Genomic DNA, 18,573 nt, shown 5'->3' on the forward strand with positions numbered 1-18,573 from the left:
GGGGCCTTGCAAGGGCGGTCCCTTCGCACCCTCGGCGCACTAGCATGCGTCCTCATCGCGCGCGGCCGGTCGGGACACCGCGTCCGCGCGGGGAGCCGCCGTCGACGGAAGCGAGAGAACCTTGACTTTCCTCACCATCGGTCACCGCGGGGTCATGGGTGTCGAACCGGAGAACACCCTGCGGTCGTACCTCCGAGCGCAGCGGTCCGGCATGGACGTCATCGCTCTGGACGTCCAGCTGAGCAAGGACGGCGCCCTCGTCGCCCTGCACGACCCCGAGGTGGACCGGACCACCGACGGCTCGGGTGCCGTCGCCGATCTGACCCTGGCCGAACTGCGCGGACTGGACGCGGGTCAGGGCGAGCGCGTGCCGGTGTTCGAGGACGTGCTGGACGCCGTGCGGACCCCGCTCCAGGTGTCCGTACGGGACCGGGCCGCGGCCGGGGCGCTCGCGGAACTGCTACTGAACCGCGACCTGACCGCCCGGGTGGAGGTCGCCTCCTTCGACGAGGCGCTGCTCGCCGAGGCCGCGCGGCGGGTGCCGGGCGTCCGGACCGTGCTCCACGCGGCCGCTCCCCGCGACGGTGCCGGGGACGTCGTGGGCCGGGCGACGGCCGCCGGCGCGGCGACGGTCGCCCTGGACATCCGGCGGCTCACCCTGGAGGCCGTCGAAGCGGTGCACGCCGCCGGACTGCGGGTGACCGGCCGGGACGTCAACACGCTCGACCTGCTGCGGCTCGCGCGCGCGCTCGAACTGGACGGTGCGATCACCGACTTCCCGGAGATCCGCAGCACCGGCCGCTTCACCGCGTAGGCCCGGTCCGGCTACAGCGACTTGACCAGCAGCTCGAAGGCCAGGTCGTCGCGGAGCGGGACGCCGAAGCGCTCGTCACCGTAGGGGAAGGGGCTCAGCTCGCCGGTGCGCCGGTAGCCGCGGCGCACGTAGTAGGCGATGAGCTCCTCCCGTACGTTCACCACCGTCATCCGCATTTCCTTGGCGCCCCACGTGTCACGGGCCCGACGCTCGGCCTCGGCCAGGATCTCCTTGCCGAGGCCCGCGCCCTGGAGCCCGGGGCGGACCGCGAACATCCCGAAGTAGACGTGGTCCCCGCGGTGTTCGAGCTGGCAGCAGGCGACGAGCTCCCCCGCGCGCTCGACGACCACCAGCGTGCTGTCGGGCGCGGCGATGATCTGGCGGACCCCGTCCGCGTCGGTGCGCTGCCCGTCCAGGTAGTCGGCCTCCGTGGTCCAGCCGCCGCGGCTGGCGTCGCCCCGGTACGCCGACTCCACGAGGGCCACCAGCTCGCTGACGTCCGCCTCGACGGCACTGCGGAAGCCGAGGGCGGCGGGGTGGGCGGTCGACATCGGTGACTCCGTTCTGCGCGGTGGCACGTGACATGCCCGGTACGGCAGGGAGAGCGTATCCCGGGGCCGCGTGAAGGCGGTGTGAGAGGGGCATCTCTTCCCGTGACGCCGACGAACCGGGAGGTTCCGCCGTGCACGGTTCCGCCATGTCCTCCGCCGACTTGGCCTTGGCCTGGCTGCTCGTCGTGCTGTGCGCGGTGAGCGGGGCCTACTGCCTGCGGCAGGTGCGCAGATCGGGCGGCGTCGCGGCCGGGGAGGCCGTGATGGCGTTCGGCATGGCGCTGATGGCGGTGCCCCTCGGGAACCGGGACGGGTGGCAGGCGGTCGTGCTCGCGGCGGTGTTCTGCGGCGCCGCCCTGCACGCCGTGTGGCTGCTGCGCGGCGGGGTGCACCACGCGCACCACCTGGTGGGCTCGCTGGCCATGGCCTGGATGGCGCTGACGGCGGCCGCAGGGTCCGGGCACGGCGGGGGGCCGTCCCCGGTCACCGGACTGCTGCTGCTCTACTTCGCGGGGTACGTCCTGCTCGGCGGGACCCGGCTGGTGGCGGCGGGCGGCGCCGTACAGGGCACCTACCCGGTGGTTGCGACCGAGCTGACCCGGGCCTGCCGACTGGCCATGGGGATGGGGATGTTGACCATGCTGCTCATGATGTGAGGGCTTTGGCGCACGTGTCCTACGTCACCAATGCCCCGTGACCGTACCCGCAGGTAGTCCCGCGCTCATAGGCTGGCGGCCATGATGGTCCCCGCCGCTCTCCTGCTGCTCGGCGTCCTGACCGCGGTGCTCGCGCCCCGGCTGCTCGCCCGGGCCCGATGGCCCGAGCGCGAACCCGTCGTGGCCCTGTGGGTGTGGCAGTGCGTGGTGGCCGCGGTGCTCCTGTGCTTCGGGCTGTCGATGCTGCTGAGCGCGGCGGCGGCCTGGCAGGCGGTGCGCGGGCGGCTCTTCGCCGCCGCCCCGCACGGGGTCGTCGACGCGTACGCCCTGGGCGCTTCCGGCGGTCCCTGGGCCGCCGGCACCGCGCTCGTGCTGGCGGGCGGTGCGCTGTGGACCGCGGCGATGCTGGCCCGGGAAGTGCTCCGGGCGCGGGCCCGGCGGCGCGCCCAGGGCAGCGAACTGCTGGTGCGGGCCCCGCTGCTGCCCGGGGAGGAACCCACGGGCGCGCGGCTCGTCGTACTGGAGGGCCCGCGGCCCGACGCCTGGTGGCTGCCGGGGGCGGCCCCGCAGCTGGTGGTCACGACGGCGGCGCTGGGCCGGCTCAAGGGCAGCCAGCTCGACGCCGTCCTGGCCCACGAGCAGGGGCACGCGGCGGCCCGGCACGACTGGCTGCTGCACTGTTCGCGGGCGCTGGCCGGGGGTTTCCCGCAGGTGCCGGTCTTCGCGGCGTTCGAGGCGGAGATGCACCGCCTCGTCGAACTGGCCGCCGACGACGTGGCCTCCCGGCGGTACGGGCGGCTCACGATCGCGCTGGCCCTGGTCGGACTGAACGAGGACCGCGGGGTGTTCGGGCCCTCGGCGGCCCCGCAGGCGCACGTCCAGGAGCGGGTGCGCCGGCTGCTGTCGGCCGCGCCCCGGCTGTCCGCGATGAACAGGCTCCGGCTGACGGCCACCGCCGCCCTGGTCCCGGCGGTACCGCTGCTGGTGGCCCTGGTGCCCGGGCTGAGCGTTCTGGCGTAGGCCCGGCCGGCGCGACGCGCTGTCGGAGGCCGGGGGCGGTCGGTGCGAGGATCACCCCATGCGGAACGATCACTTGCGTCACGTGAGGCCGGCCGGCATCGGCTGTGCGCTGCTCGCGACCGTCCTGACGGCGCTGGTGGCGGCGCGGTGGCGGCCGCTGCTCTCGTTCGACGACCGGGTCGTCCGGGATCTGCACGGCCACGCCCTCGCCCATCCTGCGGTCACCCACACGATGCGGATCCTGACCGACTGGGTGTGGGACCCCTGGACCATGCGCGCCCTGGCCGCCGCGGCCTGCCTGCTGCTGTGGTGGCGGGGCCGGCCGGAGCGGGCGGTGCGGGTGGCGGTGGCGACGCTCGCGGTGACCGCCGTGCAGCAGGGTCTGAAGGCGGTGGTGGGGCGGGAGCGTCCGGTGTGGCCGGATCCCGTGGACTCGGCGTACTTCGCGGCCTATCCCTCGGGCCACGCCATGACGGCGACGGTGGTGTGCGGACTGCTGCTGTGGCTGCTCCCCCGCGGGACCCCGGCGTGGGCGGTGCGCACCGCCTGGGCCGCGGCCGTGGTCTCGGTGGTCGGGGTCGGCTTCACCCGGATCCACCTCGGAGTGCACTGGCCCTCGGACGTCTTGGGCGGATGGCTGCTGGGCGCGGCCCTGGTGGCACTCGCGGTGACCGTTCCCGGCATGCCCCGTGGATGTGCCTGCCCTGGGCGATCCCCCGTGTCACCCAGAGCAGGCGGCCCCGCGCGCTGAGTATATTGGCTCCGAGCCAGTCAACGCAGGAGTAAGCATGTCCCCGCGCAGCGCATCGGTCAATGAAGAATTGCGCAGACGTTCCCGGGAGCGGCTGCTCCAGGCCACGGTCGAGCTCGTCGCCGAGCGCGGCTACGAGGCCACGACCCTCGGCGACATCGCCGACCGGGCGGGTGCGGCACGCGGCCTGGTCTCGTACTACTTCCCGGGCAAACGGCAGTTGCTGCAGTCGGCGGTGCACCGGCTGATGCACCTCACCCTGCACGCCGCACTGGAGCGCGAGCCGCGCAGCGACGACGGCCGGGAGCGGCTGGCGCGGGCCATCGACGCGATCCTCGGGCTGGCCCGGGACGAGCCGCTGCTGATGCGGACGCACATGGCGGGCATCCTCACGGCCGAGGGCTTCGTGCAGTGCCCGGAGCAGCAGCGGCTCGCCGAGCTGCTGCGGGACACCGTCAGCCGGTACGGCTCGCCGGACGTGGACGCGGACTATCCACTGCTGCGGGCGCTGCTGATGGGCGCCGTGGTGGCCGTCCTGCTGCCCGGTGCGCCCATGCCGCTGGCGCGGCTGCGGGCCGAGCTGTTCCAGCGCTACGGGCTGGACTGGGAGCTGGGCGTTCCGCCGGGCGGCGGACCGCCCGGCGGAACGATTCGCTCAGGTCATCACTAGGTCACGGGGTCTCAGCGGTACTCGGGCTGGCTCTGCACGTTGAGCCGGTCCATCCACACCCGCTTGGCGCTCTCGGTGCGCCAGTCGTCGAGCCTCAGCACGTCGAAGCCCTTGGCTATGTCGTTCGAGTAGATGTGACCGTTGTAGTAGTACGCCGACCAGGATCCGCCGGTTCCGCCGGTGCTCAGCGGGCCGCGTTCGAAGTACCCGATCTCCTTGGGCTGGGCGGAGTCGGTGAACTCCCATATCGAGACACCGCCCTGGTACCAGGCCTGCACCATGATGTCGCGGCCGCCGCCGACCGGGATCAGCGAGCCGTTGTGGGCCACGCAGTTCTCGGTGTCGGCCTGATGGCGCGGGATCTTGAAGTAGCTGCGGAAGGCGAGCTTGCGCTGGTCCCCGCTGCCGGTGATGTCGTAGATCCCGTCAGCGCCCCGGTTGGGGCCGGTGGCCGCGTTGCAGGTGGCGCCGCCACCGCCGCCGAGTTCGTCGGTGAACACCACCTTGTTCGCCTGCTCGTTGAAGGTCGCCGAGTGCCAGAAGGCGAAGTTCACGTTGTCCTGCACCCGGTCGATGACCCTCGGCTGCTCGGGCTCGCTGATGTCGAAGAGGATGCCGTCGCCCATGCAGGCTCCGGCGGCCAGGTTCTTCGAGGGCAGCACGGTGATGTCGTGGCAGCCGGTGGTCTTGGAGACGCCGGGGTTGGTGGGCCCGCCCGGGTTTCCGCCGTCGGGGAACAGGATCGGGAAGGCGACGACCGCGGCCTGGGTCGGCGCCTTCTTCGGGACCTTCACCACCGAGATGCCGTCGTGCGGCGGCTTGCAGTCGGGGAAGGCCTCGTTCGGGGAGTACGAGGCCACGTAGAGGTAGATGTCGCGGCCGCCCGGCACCAGGGTGTGGGTGTGGGAACCGCAGGCCGTCTCCACGGACTTGATGTACTTGGGGTTCTTCTTGTCCTTGATGTCGAAGATCTTGATGCCCTCCCACGAGGACTTCTCCGTCGCGGGCTGCGAGACGCTGTTGCAGGAGTCGTCGCTGCGCGAGGAGTCGGTGGAGAGGAAGAGCAGGTCACCGAGGACGGAGATGTCGTTCTGGCCGCCGGGGCAGAGCACTTGGCTGACGGTCTTCGGCGCCTTCGGGTTGCCGATGTCATAGATCGTGAAGCCGTTGTAGCTGCCCGCGTAGGCGTACTTCCCCTGGAACGCCAGGTCGGAGTTGGTGATTCCGGCGAAGCTGCTGGGGACGTTGGCCAGGGGTGTGATGTTGCTGCTGTGGACGATCTCGTCCGGGCCGGGAATCTCGCCGGGGGCGAGGTCCCTGCCCTGGGCGATGCCCGCGTTCTGGCCGGAGCCGATGCCCGGAACTAAGTCGCCGGGGTCGGGCGTGGCGGCGGCGGGTCCGGCCGCCAGCAGGGTGGTGAGGAGCCCTGCCGCCGCGACGGCCACTCCCAGACTCCTGTTCCGCACTCTGGTGGTGTGCAACGAGGTCACTGTGCCCTCCCATGGGAGTCCGATCGGTTCCGCTCTGGGTGGGAGCGGAACGAGGACCCCGGCAGTATCTTCCTTTCCATGGACATGGCAAAAGACCCCCGGGGCCACAAGCCATTACGAGCGCGCTCGGGACGACTTCTCGCAGCGGCCTCGGCCGCCGGTCTCCTGCTCGTACTCGCCGGCTGCCAGGGAGACGGCGGGACGAGCGCGGCGAAGGACGGACAGGACGTGGTGATCGCACCGGGCAGACCGGGCGAGCAGTCGCGCACCCTCTCCCCCGAACAGGCCGCCGAGGAACAGCCCGACGACAGCCCGAACGCCGCCGACCACGCGTACGTGCAGGGCATGATCGAGCATCACCGGCAGGCCCTGACGATGAGCGCGCTCGCGCCTACGAGGGCCTCGGCGGAGGGCGTCAAGCGGCTCGCGGAGCGGATCGCGGCGGCGCAGAAGCCCGAGATCGGGGCCATGGAGGCCTGGGTGGACCGCCATCCGGCGCCGGCCGGGGGCTCGGGCGCCCACGACCACGGCGCCATGCCGGGCATGGCGACGGAGCAGCAGCTGCGGGAGCTGGCCGGGGCCGCGGGCGCCGACTTCGACCGGCTCTTCCTGAAGCTGATGACCGCCCACCACGAGGGCGCGCTGAAGATGGCGGGCCAGGCGCTGGCCGGCGGCAACAACGTGGCGGTGGAGGAGATGGCCACCGAGGTGGTGGCCACCCAGACCGCCGAGATACACCGGATGCGCGCGATGGGCTGACGGCCGGAGCACCCGGTGTCATGCTGGGACCACCTGCGGGAGGAGCTCCGCCGTGCTTCGTATCGCCGTCGTCGGATCGGGCCCCAGCGGGGTCTACGCGGCCCAGACGCTGGTTCAGCAGCGCGAGGTGCCGGGCGTGCGCGTCGACGTCCTGGACCGGCTGCCGGCTCCGTACGGGCTCGTGCGGTACGGGGTCGCGCCCGACCACGAGAAGATCAAGTCGCTGCAGGGCAACCTGCGCGGCGTGCTGGAGGACGAGCGGATCCGCTTCCTGGGGAACGTCGAGGTCGGCGGGGAGCTGCTGTCCACGGAGCGGTTGCTGGAGCTGTACCACGCGGTGGTGTACTGCGTGGGCGCGGCGCGCGACCGGATGCTGGGGATCCCGGGCGAGGAGCTGGCCGGGGTGCATTCCGCCACGGCTTTCGTGTCCTGGTACAGCGGCCACCCGGACGCCGTCGCGGAGGCGTTCGGCCTGTCCGCGGTGGACTCGGCGGTCGTGGTCGGCGCGGGCAACGTCGCGGTGGACGTGACACGGATCCTGGCCCGCGGCGAGTCCGAGCTGGCGCCGACGGACATGCCGCAGCCGGCGCTCGGCGCACTCGCGGACAGCGGGGTGCGGCGGGTGGCGATGGTGGCCCGGCGCGGGCCCTCGCAGGGCAAGTTCACCACCAAGGAGCTGCGGGAGCTGGGCACGCTCCCGGACGTGGACGCCGTGGTGGACCCCGCCGAGGCGGCCCTCGACCCGGTGTACGGCGATCCGGCCGCGGCCGCGGCGCTGCCCGCGGTGGCCCGGCGCAACCTGGAGGTGCTGCGCGACTGGGCGGAGCGGGGCCCGGGCGAGGCCCGGCGCCGCATCGACCTGCGGTTCTATCTGCGCCCGGTGGAGGTCCTGGGCGGGCCGGACGGCCGGGTGAGCGGCATGCGCTTCGAGCGGACCGCGCCGGACGGCCGCGGCGGGGTGACCGGGACGGGCGTGTACGAGGACATCGAGGCGCAGCTGGTGCTGCGCTCGGTGGGGTACAAGGGCGTCCCGCTGCCGGGCCTGCCCTTCGACCCGGCGAAGGGCACGGTCCCGCACGCGGCGGGCCGGGTGCTCCGCGCGGGCCGGGCCTCGGTCGGCGAGTACGTGGCGGGCTGGATCAAGCGCGGCCCGACCGGGGTGATCGGCACGAACCGGCCCTGTGCCAAGGAGACGGCGTCCTCGCTGCTCGAGGACGCGGGGGCGCTGGCCCGGCGCGAGCTCCCCGACGACCCGCTGGACGCGCTGCGCGCGGCGGGCCTGCGGCCGGTGGAGTGGCCGGGCTGGCTGGCCATAGAGGCCGCGGAAGCCGATCTGGGCCGCTCCCTGGGCCGCCGCTCGGTGAAGATCCCCGACTGGCAGGGCCTGCTGGGCGCGGCCGGGCTGGTGCCCTGACCGGAAGGGTTCACCCGGCCTAGCAGTTCTCGCTGATCACGTCCTCCAGCGTGGAAAGTGACAGGCGGTCCTCCTCGATCTTCTTGTTGAGGGCCTCCAGCGTCTGCTTGAGGGCGTTGATCTGCTTCTCGTCCGGATCGGGCTGCGCTTCCAGCTCGGCGATCCTGCGCGCCAGCTCGGCCGCATTGGTCTCGGCGGCCTTGATGCTCGCCCTGAGCTCCTTGGCGATGCGCTTCATCAGATCGCACCCGGATTCGCCCGCACTCGGTGAGTTCACGTCGGCACTCCCTCGTCATGGCGCCCCGTCGTCGGCGCGCCCGCGCGGCCAGTATCGAAGTCCCCGCCTGACCGCACCCGGCGAAGTAGCCCATCTGGACCGTGACCCGCCGGCCCCTCACCCGAAGCCCGGCGGGCTCAGTCCTCGCCCAGTCGGGCTTCCTCGGCGGCGGCCGCCGTGAGGACGCTGTCGAGGAGCCCCGGGAAGAGCTCCTCCAGCTCCTCGCGGCGCAGCTCGTTGAGCTTGGTGGTGCCGCGGTAGGTCTGGCGGACGACACCGCTCTCCCGCAGGACGCGGAAGTGGTGGGTGGTCGTGGACTTGGTGACCGGCAGCTCGAAGGAGGAGCAGGCGAGCGCCGAGTCCGAGCCGTCCAGATCCCGGACGATGGAGAGCCGGACCGGGTCGGAGAGCGCGTGCAGCACACCCTCCAGGCGGATCCCGGCCGCCTCGGGGTGGGCGAGGGCGCGGGCCGCGTCACGTTCCGTCATGTCCCTGCTCCACTCGCTCGGCTTGGTCGGGCCCCCATCGTACGAGAGTCGTCGTATGAACAGGGCCGGGTGCGGCCCTGCCGTCACCAGGACCGGTGGTACGGGGCGGGCGTACGGACCTCCGCGCCCAGTTCGGCGGCCGCGCGGCGGGCCCAGTACGGGTCGCGCAGCAGCTCCCGGCCCAGCAGGACCGCGTCGGCCTCGCCGTTGGCCAGGATCTTCTCGGCCTGCTCCGGTTCGGTGATCAGGCCGACGGCGGCCGTGGGCAGGCTGGTCTCCGCCTTGACCCGGGCCGCGAACGGCACCTGGTAGCCGGGGCCGACCGGGATCGTCACCCCGGGGGCGAGGCCGCCGGTGGAAACGTCGAGGAGGTCCACCCCGTGCTCCGCCAGCAGCCCGGCCAGCCGGACCGTCTCGTCGGCGGTCCAGCCGTCCTCCTCCAGCCAGTCGGTGGCGGAGATCCGGAAGAACAGCGGGAGCTCCTCGGGCCACACGGCCCGTACCGCGTCGACGACTTCGAGGGCGAAGCGGGTGCGGTTCTCGAAGGAGCCGCCGTACGCGTCGGTGCGCCGGTTGCTGTGCGGGGAGAGGAACTCGCCGATCAGGTACCCGTGGGCGCCGTGGATCTCCACGACCTCGTAGCCCGCCGCGAGGGCGCGCCCGGCCGCGGCCGCGAACAGGCCGACGATCTCGCGGATCTCATCGGCCGTCAGCTCGTGCGGGACCGGGTGGCCTTCGGAGAACGGCACGGCGCTGGGCGCGACCGTCGGCCAGCCGTGCGCCTCGGGGCCGACGGGGCCGCCGCCCTTCCAGGTGCGGTCGGTGGAGGCCTTTCGTCCGGCGTGGGCGATCTGGATGCCGGGGACGGTGCCCTGCGCCTTGAGGAAGGAGGTGATCCGGCGCAGCGCCTCGACCTGGGTGTCGTTCCAGATGCCGAGGTCGTAGGGGGAGATGCGGCCCTCCGGGGAGACGGCGGTGGCCTCCTGGACGATCAGGCCGGTGCCGCCGACGGCGCGGGCGGCGTAGTGGGCGAAGTGCCACTCGTGCGCCACGCCCGCGTTCGGGCCGGCGGGGTCGGCGCTGTACTGGCACATCGGGGCCATCCACACGCGGTTCGGGATCGTGACCGAGCGGAGGGTGTACGGCGCGAACAGGGCAGCGAAAGCGGCGGGGGCAGCACTCATCAGGGCTCTCCAGACGTCACCGGGCGCACCGGGGATCGGCGGTTAAGTACGAGAGTCACCGTACTACGAAATCTCTCGTACTACGAGACCTCTCGTACAAGCGCGTCGAGCTCGGCGCGCAGCGCCTGGGCCAGGGCGGGCAGGTCCGGGACGGCGGCCGCGTCGGCGACGAGGCCGTAGTGGGCGGTCCCCTTGTAGGTGGAGACCGCGACGGCCAGGGACTGGCCGTGGGCCAGCGGGGCGAGCGGGTAGACCTCGCGGACCCGGCTCCCGCCGAGGGAGAAGGTCAGGCCGGGCAGCGGGACGCTGGTGACCAGGATGTCGAAGAGCAGCCGGGCGGCCTGGGCCACGAACGGGCCGCCGAGGCGGTGGCCGAGCGGGTGGACGTGGTCGGCGAGCAGGGCGACGGCCCCCGCGCCGCGGGCGGGTCCGGCGTCCTTGTTGCGGTCCATCGCGGCCCGTACGCGGTACAGGCGCAGCAGCGGGTCGCGCTCGGCGAGCGGAAGCCGCAGCAGGTAACCGGAGAGCCGGTTGCCCCCGCCGCCTCCGGGCCGGCCGCGGCGGGACACGGGAATCAGCGCGCGCGGGCCCGGCCCGCGGGGCGCGGGGTCGCCCCGGCCCTCCAGCCAGCGCCGCAGCGCGCCCGCGACCACGGAGATCAGCACGTCGTTGACGGTGCCCCCGGCGGCCTTGCGGACGAGGTTGACCTCGTCCAGGTCGAGCGCGAGGCCCGCGACCGTACGGGCTCCCGTGCCGGAGGCGCCGGCGGTGAGCGCCTCGGGACCGCCCGGGAAAGGGCGGGCGAGCGGCAGCCCGGCGCGGGCCACGGCGGCGCCGATCTCCAGGGCCTGGCCGACTTCCTGGAACCGGGCCGCGAGGGCTCCGGGCAGCCGCCGCAGGGCGGCGCCGGCGCGCTGCTCGGGAACAGGGACGGGAACGGGCGCGGGGGCGGTCCGCGCGGCCGGCCGCAGGGCCGGGCCCTCGTCGAACAGCGCCGCGGCCAGGGCGAGCGCGCCCAGGCCGTCGGCGAGGGCGTGGTGGAACTTGAACAGCACGGCGAAGGAGTCCGGGTCGGGCCCGGCCAGTACGTGCGCCTCCCAGGGCGGCAGGTCCCGGTCCAGCGGCCGCGCCATCAGCGGGCCCGCAGCGGTGTGCGCGGGCTCGTCCGTCCGTACGAGGAAGACGTGCCGCGCCGGGTCGAAGCGGGGGTCGGGGGACCAGGCGGCGGCGCCGACCGGCAGCAGGACGTCCCGGATCCGGCGGCGCAGGCCCGGTACGGCGGCGCAGCGGGCGGCGAGCAGTTCGGCGGCGTGCTCGGCGGCGCTCGGGCCGGCGCCGGATCCGCGGCCGCCCGCGGCCGTGAAGACGGCGAGGGCGCCGAGGTGCATGGGGTGGGCGGCGGATTCGATCCGCCAGAAGGCGAGGTCGAGCGGGGACAAGTGCTCGGTGGCCACGTAGGTCCTCTCGCGTGCGGCTGAGATGGCCTGAAGTCAACCCATTCCGAACACCTACAAGCAAGCAGCAACCATTCCACAGTCGTAAATGAGTGGTAAATGATCAGTATCGATCTGCCGAGTGGACCCGTCCGCCGCGTGCCGGGCCGCTGTCAGTGGGCGGGTGCAGACTGGCCGGAAAGCTCTGGAAGCTTGGACGACGAAGTCCGGAGGTGCCGGCCATGGCCGACGTACTGCTGCTCGTGGGTACCCGCAAGGGACTCTTCATCGGCCGCCGCCAGGACGGGGCGGCATGGGCGTTCGACGGTCCCCACTTCAACGCCCAGGCCGTGTACGCGGCGGCCATCGACCGGCGGGGTCCCGCGCCCCGGCTGCTGGTCGGCGGGGACAGCTCGCACTGGGGGCCGTCCGTCTTCAGCTCCGACGACCTCGGGGCCACATGGCGGGAGCCCGCCGTGGCCGCGGTGAAGTTCCCCAAGGACACCGGAGCCTCGCTGGAGCGGGTCTGGCAGCTCCACCCCGCCGGGCCCGAGGCCCCCGACGTGGTCTACGCGGGGACGGAGCCGGCCGCGCTGTTCCGCTCGGCGGACCGCGGCGAGTCCTTCGAGCTGGTCCGCCCGCTGTGGGAGCACCCGAGCCGGGGCAGCTGGCAGCCGGGCGGCGGCGGGGAGGGGCTGCACACGGTGATCACCGATCCGCGCGACGCGGACGCGGTGACGGTGGCCGTCTCCACCGCCGGAGTGTTCCGGACCAAGGACGGCGGGGCCAGCTGGGAGCCCTCCAACGACGGGGTCTCCGCGGTGTTCCTGCCCGATCCGCACCCCGAGTTCGGCCAGTGCGTCCACAAGATCGCCCAGGACGCCGGGAACACGGATCGGCTGTACCTGCAGAACCACTGGGGCGTCTACCGCAGCGACGACGCGGGGGCCCGGTGGACCGACATCGGCGGCGGACTGCCCTCCGACTTCGGCTTCGCGGTGGCCGCACATCCGCACCGGCCGGACACCGCCTACGTCTTCCCGATCAACGCCGACTCCGACCGGGTGCCGGCCGAGCACCGGTGCCGGGTCTTCCGCACCCGGGACGCGGGCGCCAGCTGGGAGCCGCTCTCGAAGGGCCTGCCGGCCGGGGAGCACTACGGCACGGTGCTCCGCGACGCGCTGTGCACGGACGACGCCGATCCGGCGGGAATCTACTTCGGCAACCGCAACGGCGAGCTGTACGCCAGCCACGACGACGGGGAGACCTGGCGGCTGCTGGCCGAGCACCTGCCCGACGTGCTGTGTGTGCGGGCGGCGACGATCGGCCAGTAGAGTGATCCACCGTGGCAGCACGACCGTTGAACGAGATCGTCGAGCCGGGCTGGGCCCGGGCTCTGGAGCCGGTGGCGGGGCAGATCGCCGCGATGGGCGACTTCCTGCGCTCCGAGATCGCGGCCGGCCGGACCTACGTCCCGGCCGGGGCCAACGTCCTGCGCGCCTTCCAGCAGCCCTTCGACGAGGTAAAGGTCCTCATCGTGGGCCAGGACCCGTACCCCACCCCCGGGCACGCGGTGGGCCTGTCCTTCTCGGTGGCGCCCGAGGTACAGCCGGTGCCGCCGAGCCTCGACAACATCTTCCTGGAGCTGCACCGGGACCTCGGTACCGGCCGCCCCGCGAACGGCGACCTCACCCCGTGGACCCGGCAGGGCGTGCTGCTGCTCAACCGCTCGCTGACCACCGCGCCCCGCAGGTCCAACGCCCACCAGGGCAAGGGCTGGGAGGCCGTCACCGATCAGGCCATCCGGGCGCTCGCCGCGCGCGGCAAGCCGCTGGTGTCCATCCTCTGGGGCCGGGCGGCCCGCAATCTGCGGCCGCTTCTCGGCGAACTGCCGGTGGTGGAGTCCTCCCACCCCTCCCCCAAGTCCGCCGACTTCGGCTTCTTCGGGTCCCGGCCGTTCAGCCGGACGAACCGGCTCCTGGCGGACCAGGGCTCACAGCCTGTGGACTGGCGCTTGCCGTCCGTCAGTTGACCCTGTCTGCCCTTCACCGGATAAATACGGACAGATGCCACCGGAGAAGGCCCTGCCCGAACACCCGGTTCCGATAAGCCAGTAGCATGCGGCGCCATGAGCTCCCCCACTGGGCCCGCAAATGGCCTGCCCGTACGAATGCCGCGACCCCGCCAGACCGGGCGGCACCGCCGGCCCGAGCCCGCGGTGGCGCCCGAGGGCGCGCCCGCGCTGGTGCTCGCCGTGCCCGGTGTCCCTTCGGCCGCCTCGCGCGGGCTGGCGGAAGAGATCATCAGCATCGGCCGCTCCGAGCTGCCGGGCCTCGATGCCCGCATCGGCTTCCTCGAGGGTGACGACGCCTCCGAGTTCCCGTCCCTGTCGGGCGTGCTGACCGCCGTCGCGACCGAGCGTGCCGCGCGTGCGGAGTTCGCCCGCGCCGCCGGCCACGAGGTGCCCGCGCCGACCGGCCCGGACGCCGTGGTGGTCCCGCTGCTTGCCGGTCCCGACGGCGATCTGCTGCGCCGGGTCCGCCAGGCCCTGATGGACTCCTCGGCCGCGGCCGAGCTGGCCGACGTGCTCGGCCCGCACCCGCTGCTCGCCGAGGGCCTGCACGTGCGCCTGTCCGAGGCGGGCCTGGCCCGCGCCGACCGCGCCCGGCTGTTCACCGTGACCACCGCCGCCGACGGCATCGTCCTGGCCACCACCGGTGGCGAGGAGGCCGTACAGGCCGCCGGGATCACCGGGATGCTGCTCGCCGCCCGGCTCGCCGTACCGGTCAAGGCCGCCGCGCTCGACGAGGAGGGCTCGGTGGCCGCCGTCGCCGAGCAGCTGCGCCGCGAGGGCTCCACGCAGCTCGCGCTCGCCCCCTACCTGATCGGCCCGGAGGCCGCCGACGGGCTGCTGGACACCGCCTGCAAGGAGGCCGACTGCGCGGCCTCCGAGGTGCTGGGCGCCTACGGGGCGCTCGGCAAGCTCGCCGTCGCGCAGTACTCCGCGGCTCTCGGGATCACCCAGGGCGCCTCGACGCACTGACCTTTCCCATCGCGCCCTATCGCGGCTAAGGGCCCCCGCCGGTCGGCGGGGGCCCTTAGCCGTTCCGGCGTCAGCCGAAGACCACGCAGGTGGCGGCGGGCACGGCCACCGAACCGGCCTGGTCCGGGTGGCCGGTCACGGGATCGACGTCGAACCAGGTGACGTCCCCCGAGCGCTCGTTGGCCGCGTACAGGCGGCGCCCCGCCGGGTCGGCGGCGAGATCCCGCGGCCAGCTGCCGCCGCAGCCCACGGCGCCGGTGAGCTCCGGCTTCTCGGCGCCTCCGGCGAGGGAGAGCGTGGCGATGGTGTCGGCGCCGCGGATCGCGGCCCAGACGAACCGCCCGTCGGGCGAGGCGACGACCGCCGAGGGGTAGGCCCGCACGGCCCCTGAGGGGCCCGCAGGGGCGATCGGAACCTCGGCGACCGGTTCCAGTTGCCCGGAGGCCGCGTTCCAGCGGCAGACGGTCAGCTGCGGCTCCAGCTCGTGCAGGACGTAAGCGACCGCGCCGTCCGGGTGGAAGGCGAGGTGGCGGGGTCCGGTCCCGGCCCGCAGCGCGGTCTCGGTGTGCGGCCGCAGCCCGCCGGTGGCCGGGTCGAGCGCGCAGACCCGTACCGAGTCGGTGCCGAGGTCCACGCTGAGCACCCAGCGGCCGCTCGGATCGGGCAGCACCTGGTGGGCGTGCGGCCGCTCCTGCCGGTCGGCGTCGGGGCCGGAGCCCTCGTGCGCGAGGACGGCGGCGGGGCCGCCGGGGCTCCCGTCGGCGGCGAGCGGGAGGCTGCTGACGCCGCCCGAGGTGTAGTTGGCGGTGAGCAGCCGCCCCCCGGCGAGGCTGAGGTGGGTGGGGCCGGAGCCGTCGACGGGGACGGGCGCGCCGAGGGGGGCGAGGCCTTCGGCGGTGGGCGTGAAGGCGGCCACCGCCCCCTGTCCGGTCTCGCTCACCGCGTAGAGCACGCCCGTGTCGCGGGCGAGGGCCAGGTACGAGGGGTCCGCTACGGCGGCGCCGGTGGCGGAGAGGGGGGTCAGGGCCCCGGTGGCCGGATCCACGGCCGCGGTGGTGACACCGCGGCCGCCCCCCGAGGTGAACGAGCCGATGTAGGCCCGGTGTCCGCCGCTTCGGTCCGTGCTGTCCGCGCCGTCCACGGGATGCCCCTCTCCGCCGTTCCGGATCCGTCCGGGGCCGACGGTAACAGAAGGTCTATACCAAATCCCGCCCCTGGGCCCGATCCTGGGCGCCGGGGTGGTGCACGTACGAGGTGCTGCTCGGCCGGTCCTCGTAGGTGCGGTGGAAGACCGGGGTCGCCGAGCCGGAGATCGGAGGCACGATCCAGGACCAGTCAGCGCCCACCTCCCGGCCCTTGCGCTCCTCCCGTTCCAGGTGGGACAGGAAGCGCCGGGACTCGGAGTGGTGGTCGGCGATGGTGACGCCGGCGCGGTCGAAGGAGTGCAGGACCGCCCGGTTGAGCTCGACGAGCGCGCGGTCCTTCCACAGCGAGCGCTCGCTGGAGGTGTCCAGGCCGAGCCGGCGGGCCACGGCGGGCAGCAGGTTGTACCGGTCGGTGTCGGCGAGGTTGCGGGCGCCGATCTCGGTGCCCATGTACCAGCCGTTGAACGGCGCGGCCGGATAGTGGATGCCGCCGATCTCCAGGCACATGTTGGAGATGGCGGGCACCGCGTGCCAGCGCAGTTCCCAGTCCGCCCAGCCCTCCTCGTCGGGGTGCCCGATCGGGACCTCCAGGACCGCGTCCCGCGGGGTGTCGAACCAGCGGGGCTTGTCGTCGACGCCCTGCACCACGAGCGGCAGCAGGTCGAAGGGGGTGCCGGGGCCGCCGGACCAGCCGAGCCGCAGCAGCGCCTCCGTCAGCGGGGCGTTGCGGGCGTCGCCGACGGTGACGGAGTGGTGGTCCCCGTAGCCGGCGTACCGGACGAGCTGCTCGCTCCAGATCAGCGGCCCGGGGCGGTCCGGGGCGTCCGGGGCGAAGACCGTGATCGTCGGCCGGACCCGGCCGCCGTTGGTCGCCTCGCGCAGGTGCTCGAAGCACTGGGCGGCGATGTCGTCGGCGTCGGCCAGCTCCCGGCGGTCACGGACCCGCAGGGAGTTCCAGTAGAGCCTGCCTATGCAGCGGTTGCTGTTGCGCCAGGCCACCCGGGCCCCGTGGACCAGCTCCTCGGGGGTGTGCCGGTACGTGCCGGTCTCCGCGAGTTCGGCCCGCACGGCGGCGAGCCGGTCACGCGGATCGCCCGCATGGTGGTTCTCCCTGTGGAAGAGTCGGATGAACTCCTCGGCCGCTTCCCACACCTGAGCGGTGGTGGAGCGCTGTTGAAGTATTTCCATTCCGGGCGGTTACCCCCTGTCCGGCCAGATCCACCCTGTACGTGCCGGATGAATGTGCAATGAACAATCACCCGTTGTACATGCCGCAGGTCAGCGCCGCGGGCAAGGCCCGTCCGGAACACTCCTCCGAGTGATCTTCACGGATCGGCCTGCGGGCGGGATCCGACGGGGCGTACGATCCGCCGCAGCGCGGGAGTTGGCCCCTGCCGGGCCCCTTCAGCGACAGGGCCGGCTCATGAACAGCGCCTGCTCCCCGGCAGCGGGCGTGCCGCCGTACAGGGTGGTGTCGAGACCGCACAGGGTGAATCCCATGCGCCGATAGGCGTGCACCGCAGGGGCATTGACGGAGCTCACCTCCAACCAGAGGCGTTCGGCGCCCCGTTCACGGGCGAAATCCGCCGCGCACTCGATCAGCGCGCGGCCTATGCCGCGGCCCCGGTGTCCGGGCGAGACCTCGATGTCCTCGATGGTCAGCCGCCGGTTCCACGCGGCGTAGCCCACCGCGGCGAAGCCGCACACCCGGCCGCCGTCCACGGCCACATAGGTCCGCGCGTCCCCGCCGGTGCCCGCGCCGCCGCCGGACCCCTGTTCGTCGTGCTCCTCGGGCGGGAACTCCTTGTACAGGGGCGGGTCCGCGGGGACCTCGCGGAGCAGGAACCCCAAGCCGGCGACGCCGTCGTCGGTGCCGCCGGAAGCAGCCACCTCGAAGACGGTGTCGGTGGTGAAGGAACCGTCGACGGCCTCGATGGCCCCCGCGTCCTCGGGGCGGGCGAGGCGGTAGACGATGCCGTCGGCGGAGCGGTGTGCGGTGGTCATGGGATCCACGGTACGCAAAAAATCCCCCGGCGGAATTCGCTGCCGAGGGAGGAGAGAGCGTATATTCAATGGTTCATGACTTCACTTGGAAAGGAAGTCATGAGGAAACTTCCGAGGACACTGTATCGCGGCAGGAGTGCAATTGTCAACCGAGGAATTCCGGAATGAGCAGCAATTCGTCACCGACCTCTATGTCCGCCTCGACCACCTGCGTGACCAGGCCGAACACGCTGTCGAGGGAGCTTTGCGCGAGGTCGGGAACGGTGCTCAGGCACGGCTGGAGCGCGATGTCCTGGTCGCCGAGCAGTCCGGCCTGCTTTCCGCTCTGAATGCGGGAGAGAACGGCCTGTGTTTCGGCCGTCTGGAGTTCTCCGACGGCCGTGACCACCACATCGGCCGGATCGGAATCCGCGCCGACGACGCGGAGCGCACGCCGCTGGTCCTGGACTGGCGCGCCCAGGTGGCCCGCCCGTTCTACCTCGCCACCGGCCACACCCCCATGGGCCTGCGCCGCCGGCGGCACATCAGCAGCCGCGGGCGGGTGGTCACCGCCCTGCACGACGAGATCCTCGACCTGGCCGACGCGGAGCGCACCGGGTACGAGGGCGCCGACGCGGACGCCGTCCTGCTCGCCGCGCTGGACGCCGCCCGGACGGGCCGGATGCACGACATCGTGCGCACGATCCAGGCCGAGCAGGACCGGGTCATCCGCTCCACGCACCGCGGGGTGCTGGTCGTCGAGGGCGGTCCCGGCACCGGGAAGACGGCGGTGGCCCTGCACCGGGCCGCCTACCTGCTGTACGCGCACCGCGAGCTGCTCGCCAAGCGCGGGGTGCTGATCGTCGGGCCGGGCCCCGCGTTCCTGGGCTACATC

The 18,573-nt window shown here is 73.3% G+C and carries 19 protein-coding genes; 10 read left to right on the forward strand and 9 right to left on the reverse strand.

Annotated elements, in window-relative coordinates; genetic code table 11:
- The first annotated feature begins 121 nt into the window (after positions 1 to 121).
- Entirely contained in the window at positions 122 to 814 is a 693-nt protein-coding gene (locus ACIPUC_RS10135) for a glycerophosphodiester phosphodiesterase (protein WP_446588289.1), read from the forward strand.
- Between the two features lie 11 nt (positions 815 to 825).
- On the opposite strand, the gene ACIPUC_RS10140 is transcribed toward ACIPUC_RS10135, so the two are convergent.
- Positions 826 to 1,365: a GNAT family N-acetyltransferase gene (locus tag ACIPUC_RS10140; protein WP_446588291.1), complete on the reverse strand. Its 540-nt coding sequence runs from the start codon at positions 1,363 to 1,365 to the stop codon at positions 826 to 828.
- A gap of 146 nt (positions 1,366 to 1,511) precedes the next feature.
- Between ACIPUC_RS10140 and ACIPUC_RS10145 the strand changes: the two genes are divergently transcribed.
- The 4 genes from ACIPUC_RS10145 (at position 1,512) to ACIPUC_RS10160 (ending at position 4,462) form a co-directional block, all read left to right on the forward strand.
- The gene (locus ACIPUC_RS10145) at positions 1,512 to 2,021 is read left to right on the forward strand and encodes a DUF5134 domain-containing protein (protein ID WP_446588293.1); all 510 of its coding nucleotides are present in this window, start codon (positions 1,512 to 1,514) and stop codon (positions 2,019 to 2,021) included.
- A gap of 81 nt (positions 2,022 to 2,102) precedes the next feature.
- Positions 2,103 to 3,041, forward strand: a complete 939-nt coding sequence (locus ACIPUC_RS10150; RefSeq protein WP_446588295.1) for a M56 family metallopeptidase — start codon at positions 2,103 to 2,105, stop codon at positions 3,039 to 3,041.
- A gap of 58 nt (positions 3,042 to 3,099) precedes the next feature.
- Entirely contained in the window at positions 3,100 to 3,792 is a 693-nt protein-coding gene (locus tag ACIPUC_RS10155; RefSeq protein ID WP_446588297.1) for a phosphatase PAP2 family protein, read from the forward strand.
- 37 nt (positions 3,793 to 3,829) lie between these two features.
- Entirely contained in the window at positions 3,830 to 4,462 is a 633-nt protein-coding gene (locus ACIPUC_RS10160) for a TetR/AcrR family transcriptional regulator (RefSeq protein WP_446588299.1), read from the forward strand.
- An 11-nt stretch (positions 4,463 to 4,473) separates the two neighbouring features.
- Here ACIPUC_RS10160 and ACIPUC_RS10165 read toward each other — a convergent pair whose 3' ends face one another.
- Positions 4,474 to 5,952, reverse strand: coding sequence for an LVIVD repeat-containing protein (locus ACIPUC_RS10165; RefSeq protein WP_446588301.1), 1,479 nt, complete (start codon positions 5,950 to 5,952; stop codon positions 4,474 to 4,476).
- Positions 5,953 to 6,030: 78 nt separating this feature from the next.
- On the opposite strand from ACIPUC_RS10165, the gene ACIPUC_RS10170 reads away from it, so the two are divergent.
- Together ACIPUC_RS10170 and ACIPUC_RS10175 are read left to right on the forward strand one after the other, a co-directional pair.
- Positions 6,031 to 6,711, forward strand: coding sequence for a DUF305 domain-containing protein (locus tag ACIPUC_RS10170; protein WP_446588303.1), 681 nt, complete (start codon positions 6,031 to 6,033; stop codon positions 6,709 to 6,711).
- Between the two features lie 52 nt (positions 6,712 to 6,763).
- Positions 6,764 to 8,125, forward strand: a complete 1,362-nt coding sequence (locus ACIPUC_RS10175) for an FAD-dependent oxidoreductase (protein ID WP_446588305.1) — start codon at positions 6,764 to 6,766, stop codon at positions 8,123 to 8,125.
- Positions 8,126 to 8,144: 19 nt separating this feature from the next.
- Here ACIPUC_RS10175 and ACIPUC_RS10180 read toward each other — a convergent pair whose 3' ends face one another.
- The 4 genes from ACIPUC_RS10180 to ACIPUC_RS10195 form a co-directional block, all read right to left on the reverse strand.
- Positions 8,145 to 8,402 carry a hypothetical protein gene (locus ACIPUC_RS10180; protein WP_446588307.1) on the reverse strand — a complete coding sequence of 86 codons (258 nt, stop codon included), beginning with the start codon at positions 8,400 to 8,402 and terminating at the stop codon, positions 8,145 to 8,147.
- Positions 8,403 to 8,539: 137 nt separating this feature from the next.
- Complete coding sequence (locus ACIPUC_RS10185; protein ID WP_446588309.1) at positions 8,540 to 8,890, reverse strand: ArsR/SmtB family transcription factor; 351 nt, start codon at positions 8,888 to 8,890, stop codon at positions 8,540 to 8,542.
- A gap of 83 nt (positions 8,891 to 8,973) precedes the next feature.
- Positions 8,974 to 10,074 (reverse strand): NADH:flavin oxidoreductase/NADH oxidase, encoded by a 1,101-nt coding sequence (locus ACIPUC_RS10190; protein WP_446588311.1) that lies wholly within the window; start codon positions 10,072 to 10,074, stop codon positions 8,974 to 8,976.
- A gap of 80 nt (positions 10,075 to 10,154) precedes the next feature.
- Positions 10,155 to 11,528 (reverse strand): wax ester/triacylglycerol synthase family O-acyltransferase, encoded by a 1,374-nt coding sequence (locus tag ACIPUC_RS10195; RefSeq protein ID WP_446588313.1) that lies wholly within the window; start codon positions 11,526 to 11,528, stop codon positions 10,155 to 10,157.
- A gap of 221 nt (positions 11,529 to 11,749) precedes the next feature.
- On the opposite strand from ACIPUC_RS10195, the gene ACIPUC_RS10200 reads away from it, so the two are divergent.
- The 3 genes from ACIPUC_RS10200 (at position 11,750) to ACIPUC_RS10210 (ending at position 14,550) form a co-directional block, all read left to right on the forward strand.
- Complete coding sequence (locus ACIPUC_RS10200) at positions 11,750 to 12,841, forward strand: WD40/YVTN/BNR-like repeat-containing protein (RefSeq protein WP_446588315.1); 1,092 nt, start codon at positions 11,750 to 11,752, stop codon at positions 12,839 to 12,841.
- Between the two features lie 11 nt (positions 12,842 to 12,852).
- Positions 12,853 to 13,539 carry a uracil-DNA glycosylase gene (locus ACIPUC_RS10205; protein WP_446588317.1) on the forward strand — a complete coding sequence of 229 codons (687 nt, stop codon included), beginning with the start codon at positions 12,853 to 12,855 and terminating at the stop codon, positions 13,537 to 13,539.
- A gap of 96 nt (positions 13,540 to 13,635) precedes the next feature.
- A complete protein-coding gene (locus ACIPUC_RS10210; protein ID WP_446588319.1) occupies positions 13,636 to 14,550 on the forward strand; it encodes a sirohydrochlorin chelatase in 915 nt (304 codons plus the stop codon).
- Between the two features lie 70 nt (positions 14,551 to 14,620).
- Here ACIPUC_RS10210 and ACIPUC_RS10215 read toward each other — a convergent pair whose 3' ends face one another.
- The 3 genes from ACIPUC_RS10215 to ACIPUC_RS10225 form a co-directional block, all read right to left on the reverse strand.
- On the reverse strand, positions 14,621 to 15,691 hold the full coding sequence (locus ACIPUC_RS10215; RefSeq protein ID WP_446588321.1) for a lactonase family protein: 1,071 nt from the start codon (positions 15,689 to 15,691) through the stop codon (positions 14,621 to 14,623).
- Between the two features lie 55 nt (positions 15,692 to 15,746).
- Positions 15,747 to 16,883, reverse strand: coding sequence for a nitric oxide synthase oxygenase (locus ACIPUC_RS10220; protein ID WP_446588323.1), 1,137 nt, complete (start codon positions 16,881 to 16,883; stop codon positions 15,747 to 15,749).
- A 216-nt stretch (positions 16,884 to 17,099) separates the two neighbouring features.
- The gene (locus ACIPUC_RS10225; RefSeq protein WP_446588325.1) at positions 17,100 to 17,699 is read right to left on the reverse strand and encodes a GNAT family N-acetyltransferase; all 600 of its coding nucleotides are present in this window, start codon (positions 17,697 to 17,699) and stop codon (positions 17,100 to 17,102) included.
- Positions 17,700 to 18,573: the final 874 nt, after the last annotated feature.

It is taken from the genome of Streptomyces sp. LARHCF249, from assembly GCF_052871255.1.